Origin of the sequence: Stenotrophomonas sp. 278 (genome assembly GCF_003935715.1) — a bacterium.
GTDB lineage: Bacteria > Pseudomonadota > Gammaproteobacteria > Xanthomonadales > Xanthomonadaceae > Stenotrophomonas > Stenotrophomonas maltophilia_AH.
Genome location: NZ_RHPP01000215.1, coordinates 1 through 4,819, shown reverse-complemented (window position 1 = coordinate 4,819; position 4,819 = coordinate 1). Strand labels below are relative to the sequence as shown.

Sequence of the window (4,819 nt, the reverse complement as noted above, 5' to 3'; positions counted from 1 at the left end):
GGCGGGTCGGGGTGGGCTGGAGGGGGCGTGAGCCGCATGGGTCGGGCGCATGCGCCCGACGGGTTGGGCAGGACGCCCAACCCCGGCCTTGCCGTGTGCGCAGGATTGCGCACACGTGCAAGCGGCGATCGAGCTTACATGGACGTACTTGCAGCGTCCCCCGGAACGCCCGCCCCGACCCGCCAAACCAGGGATTCCCGGAACCGAGGGCTGTTCGCCTGAATCCAACGGCAGCCGGGCAGAGCCCGGCTCTACGGATAGCAGGCAAATTGCATTGACCTGGAGGGCAACATGACCGAAGTCACGGCACACGGTAAACTTCCGGCGTGAATACTCCTACCTATACCGCCCAGCAACTCGCCGAGCAGTTTGGCCTGCAGGTCCATGGCGACGGTGCCACCGCCATTCAGGGCGTGGCCACGCTTGCCCATGCCGGACCCGGCCAGCTGACTTTCCTGGCCAACCCGCGCTACCGCAGCCAACTGGCCGAAAGCCAGGCCGGCATCGTGGTGCTGCGCGCCGACGACGCCGAGGCCGCGCCCGGCACCGCGCTGGTCGCCAAGGACCCGTATACCACCTTCGCCAAGATCGCCGCGCTGTTCGACATCGCGCCCCTGCGCGAACCCGGCATCCACCCCAGCGCCATCATCGACCCGGCCGCCCAGGTCGCCGCCAGCGCCCACATCGGGCCCTTCGTCACCATCGGTGCGCGCAGCGTCGTCGGTGAGAACTGCATCGTCGGCCCCGGCAGCGTCATCGGTGAGGACTGCAGCCTGGATACCGGCTGCGAACTGATCGCCCGGGTCACCCTGGTCACCCGCGTGAAGCTTGGCAAGCGCGTGCGCGTTCACCCCGGCGCCGTACTCGGTGCCGACGGCTTCGGCCTGGCCATGGACGCCGGAAGCTGGATCAAGGTGCCGCAGCTCGGCGGCGTGAGAATCGGCGACGACTGCGAGATCGGGGCCAATACCTGCGTTGACCGTGGCGCACTGGAAGACACCGTGCTCGACAACGATGTGCGCCTGGACAACCTGGTCCAGATCGCCCACAACGTACAGATCGGCGCGCACTCGGCCATCGCCGGTTGCACCGGCATCGCCGGCAGCGCCAAGATCGGCCGCTACTGCCTGCTCGGCGGTGCGGTCGGCGTCGTGGGCCACCTCGAAATCTGCGACAAGGTCGTGATCACCGGCAAGTCGGTGGTGCGCAACTCCATTACCGAGCCGGGCGAGTACTCTTCCGGCACCCCATTGACCGACAACCGCACGTGGCGCAAGAACGCCGCGCGCTTCAAGCAGCTTGATGCCCTGGCCCGTCGCATCCTGTCTGTGAGCAAGGAGAAGGAATGAGCCACGAACAGAAGCTGCCGGACATCACCCAGATCCAGGCACTGATCCCGCATCGCTACCCGTTCCTGCTGGTGGACAAGGTGCTCTCGATTGACTACGAGAAGCGCACCATCGTCGCCACCAAGAATGTCAGCATCAACGAGCCGTTCTTCCAGGGCCATTTCCCCGGCCAGCCGATCATGCCCGGCGTGCTGATCATCGAAGCCATGGCCCAGGCCGGCGGCGTGCTCACCCAGCTCACCCTGGGCCGCGATGCGCAGTCCAAGCTGTTCTACATGGTCAAGGTCGACAAGGCCCGCTTCAGCCGCCAGGTCGTACCCGGCGACGTCCTGGAAATGCATGTGGAAATCAAGCGCGTGATCCGCAACATGGCGGTGTACGACTGCGTGGCCAAGGTCGACGGCGAAGTCGTCGCCTGCGCCGAAGTGCTGTGCGCCGGCACCCGCGAATGATCCTGGCAGGAGACCTGCAATGACCGACAACGCTCCCCTCATCCACCCCACCGCGGTCATCGACCCGTCGGCGACGTTGGCTGCGGATGTGCGCGTCGGTGCGTTCTGCCTGATCGGTGCCGACGTCGTCATTGGCGAAGGCACCGAGATCGGACCGCACTGCTCGATCCACGGCCCGACCCGGATCGGTCGCAACAACCGCTTCATCGGCCATGTGGCCGTCGGCGGCGAGCCCCAGGACAAAAAGTACGCCGGTGAGCGTACCGAACTGGTGATCGGCGACGACAACGTGTTCCGCGAATTCGTCACCCTCAACCGCGGCACCGGCGGCGGTGGCGGCATCACCACGATCGGCAACGGCAACTGGATGCTGGCGTACACGCATGTGGCGCACGACTGCCATGTCGGCAACAACTGCGTGTTCTCCAACAACACCACCCTGGCCGGCCATGTCACCGTGGGCGACTACGTGATCATCAGCGGCTTCGCCGGTGCCCACCAGTTCTGCCGGATCGGCGCGCATGCGTTCCTGGGCATGGGGGCGCTGACCAACGGCGACGTCCCGCCGTTCACCATGGTTGGCAGCGATTCGCTCGGCCGTCCACGCGGCATCAACAGCGAAGGCCTGAAGCGCCGCGGATTCGATGCCGAGCGCATCGCCAGCATCAAGCGCGCGTACCGCACGCTGTACGTGGCCGGGCTGCCGCTGGCCGACGCCAAGGTGCAGTTGGCCGAACAGGCCAAGAACAGTGCCGACGTCAGGGACCTGCTGGACTTCATCGAGCAGGCCGAGAGGCCGCTGCTGCGATGAGCGGCAACGGCGGGCACGTTGCCACGGTGACCACCCTCGGGTCGGCTCCGCTGACTACGCTGGTCGATGCCCTGCCCGGCCCGGCGGCCGGCTCGGGTCGGCCGCTGCGGATCGCGCTGGTCGCCGGTGAAGCCTCTGGCGACCTGCTCGGTGCGGGGCTGGTCCGCGAGCTCGCGCAGCGCTTTCCGAATGCCGAGTTTGCCGGCATCGGGGGCGACGCCATGCGCAATGCCGGCTGCCTGACCTGGTTCGATGCCAGTGAACTGGCGGTAATGGGCCTGACCGAGGTACTGCGCCACCTGCCGCGGCTGCTCAAACTGCGCAAGGAGTTCCGCACCCGCGTGCTGGACTGGCAGCCGGACGTGTTCATCGGTATCGACGCGCCGGACTTCAATCTGGGCGTGGAGCGCTGGTTGAAGGAACGCGGCATCCGTACCGTGCATTACGTCAGCCCATCAGTGTGGGCGTGGCGCGAAAAGCGCGCGGAGAAGATCGGGGCCAGTGCGGACCTGGTGCTGTGCCTGTTCCCGATGGAACCGCCGATCTATGCCAGGCATGGCATCGACGCGCGCTTTGTCGGCCACCCGATGGCCGACGACATTCCGCTGCACAGCGACCGCGACGCGGCGCGCGTGGCGCTGGGCCTGCCGTCCAACGCGAAAGTGCTGGCGGTGCTGCCGGGCAGCCGCCTGGGCGAGATCAGCAAACTGGGCGAGGCGTTCTTTGAAGCGGCCTGGCAGGTCTCCGAGCGCATTCCGGGGCTCCACGTGGTGGTACCCGCCGCGAACCCGGCCTGCCGCCGCCTGATTTCCGAACAGCTCTCCCGCTCGGCGCTGCCGGTGGCGTATTCGCATGTGCTGGATGGCGAAGCGCGCACGGCGATGATTGCCGCCGACGTGGTGGTGCTGGCCTCGGGCACGGCGACATTGGAGGCGATGCTGGTGAAGCGCCCGATGGTGGTGGGTTACCGCGTGGCGGAGCTGACCTACCGGATCGTGAAGGCACTGGGCCTGATCAAGGTAGATCGCTTCGCGCTGCCGAACATTCTGGCCGGCAAGGACGTGGCTCCGGAACTGATCCAGCACGACTGCGTGCCGGACCAGCTGGCGGCAGCGATCCTGCAATGGTTCGACCATCCGCAGCGCGGCCTGGACATCCAGCCGACCTATGAGCTGCTGCACCAGCAGCTGCGCCAGGACGCCTCAGCGCGTGCCGCCGACGCAGTGGCCGAACTGTTGAATCGCCCTGCGCCGGGCGGTGCCGCGGCATGAGCCGTCGACACGCAGCGGCGGCGTCTCTGGCGCTGTTCGATGGCGCGGCGCTGGCGACAGTGGCTCCACGCTATGTCGCCGGGGTCGACGAAGCCGGTCGTGGCCCGTTGGCGGGCCCGGTGGCGGTCGCGGCGGTGGTGTTCTGCCCGGACCGCCCACGCCTGAATGGGCTGGACGATTCCAAGCAGCTGACCGCGCTGCGCCGCGACGTGCTGTTCGACAGGATCCAGCAGCGCGCGTTGGCCTTCCACATCGTGATGGTGGACGTGGATGAGATCGATGCGCTGAACATTTTCCAGGCCACGATGGCGGGCATGCGACGCGCGGTGGAAGGCGTGGCGCACGTCGCCCAGTTCGCCCGCATAGACGGCAACCAGGTGCCCAAGGGCCTGCCCTGCCCGGCCCAGGCACTGATCGGCGGCGACGCACTCGACCGCGCGATCATGGCGGCCTCGATCCTGGCCAAGGTCAGCCGCGACCGCTACATGCAGCAGCTGCACGAGCAACACCCGCACTACGGCTTCGACCAGCACAAAGGCTACGGCACTCCCGCCCATCTGGCCGCCCTGCGCGAGCACGGCCCCTGCCCCGCCCACCGCCGCAGCTTCGCCCCGGTCCGCGACTGCCTTGGTTCTGCGCCCGCGCTCGCCTAGAGCCTCCCTCACCCCTGCATCGAGCGCAACGTAGAGCCGGGCTTGCCCGGCTGCTGTTGGCTTTTGGCGAACAGCCGGTGTTCACGGAATCCCTGGCTTGGCGGATCGGGATGGGCGTTCCGGGGGACGCTGCAAGTACGTCCATGTAAGCTCGATCGCCGCTTGCACGTGTGCGCAATCCTGCGCACACGGCAAGGCCGGGGTTGGGCGTCCTGCCCAACCCGTCGGGCGCATGCGCCCGACCCATGCGGCTCACGCCCCCTCCAGCCCACCCCGACCCGCC

General features: G+C 67.7%; 5 protein-coding genes. All 5 read left to right on the top strand.

Annotated elements, in window-relative coordinates; genetic code table 11:
- Positions 1-326: 326 nt before the first annotated feature.
- From lpxD to EGJ34_RS20545, 5 genes are read left to right on the top strand one after another with little or no spacing between them, the layout of a single operon-like run.
- Positions 327-1,349, top strand: coding sequence for a UDP-3-O-(3-hydroxymyristoyl)glucosamine N-acyltransferase (gene lpxD, locus EGJ34_RS20565; protein WP_125362284.1), 1,023 nt, complete (start codon positions 327-329; stop codon positions 1,347-1,349).
- Positions 1,346-1,801 (top strand): 3-hydroxyacyl-ACP dehydratase FabZ, encoded by a 456-nt coding sequence (gene fabZ, locus EGJ34_RS20560; RefSeq protein WP_125362283.1) that lies wholly within the window; start codon positions 1,346-1,348, stop codon positions 1,799-1,801. The genes lpxD and fabZ overlap by 4 nt, the downstream gene beginning before the upstream one ends.
- Positions 1,802-1,820: 19 nt before the next feature.
- Positions 1,821-2,612: an acyl-ACP--UDP-N-acetylglucosamine O-acyltransferase gene (lpxA, locus tag EGJ34_RS20555; RefSeq protein WP_125362282.1), complete on the top strand. Its 792-nt coding sequence runs from the start codon at positions 1,821-1,823 to the stop codon at positions 2,610-2,612.
- A gap of 50 nt (positions 2,613-2,662) precedes the next feature.
- Positions 2,663-3,883 (top strand): lipid-A-disaccharide synthase, encoded by a 1,221-nt coding sequence (lpxB, locus tag EGJ34_RS20550; RefSeq protein WP_312023046.1) that lies wholly within the window; start codon positions 2,663-2,665, stop codon positions 3,881-3,883.
- Positions 3,880-4,536 carry a ribonuclease HII gene (locus EGJ34_RS20545; RefSeq protein ID WP_125362280.1) on the top strand — a complete coding sequence of 219 codons (657 nt, stop codon included), beginning with the start codon at positions 3,880-3,882 and terminating at the stop codon, positions 4,534-4,536. Before lpxB ends, EGJ34_RS20545 begins: the two co-directional genes overlap by 4 nt.
- Positions 4,537-4,819: the final 283 nt, after the last annotated feature.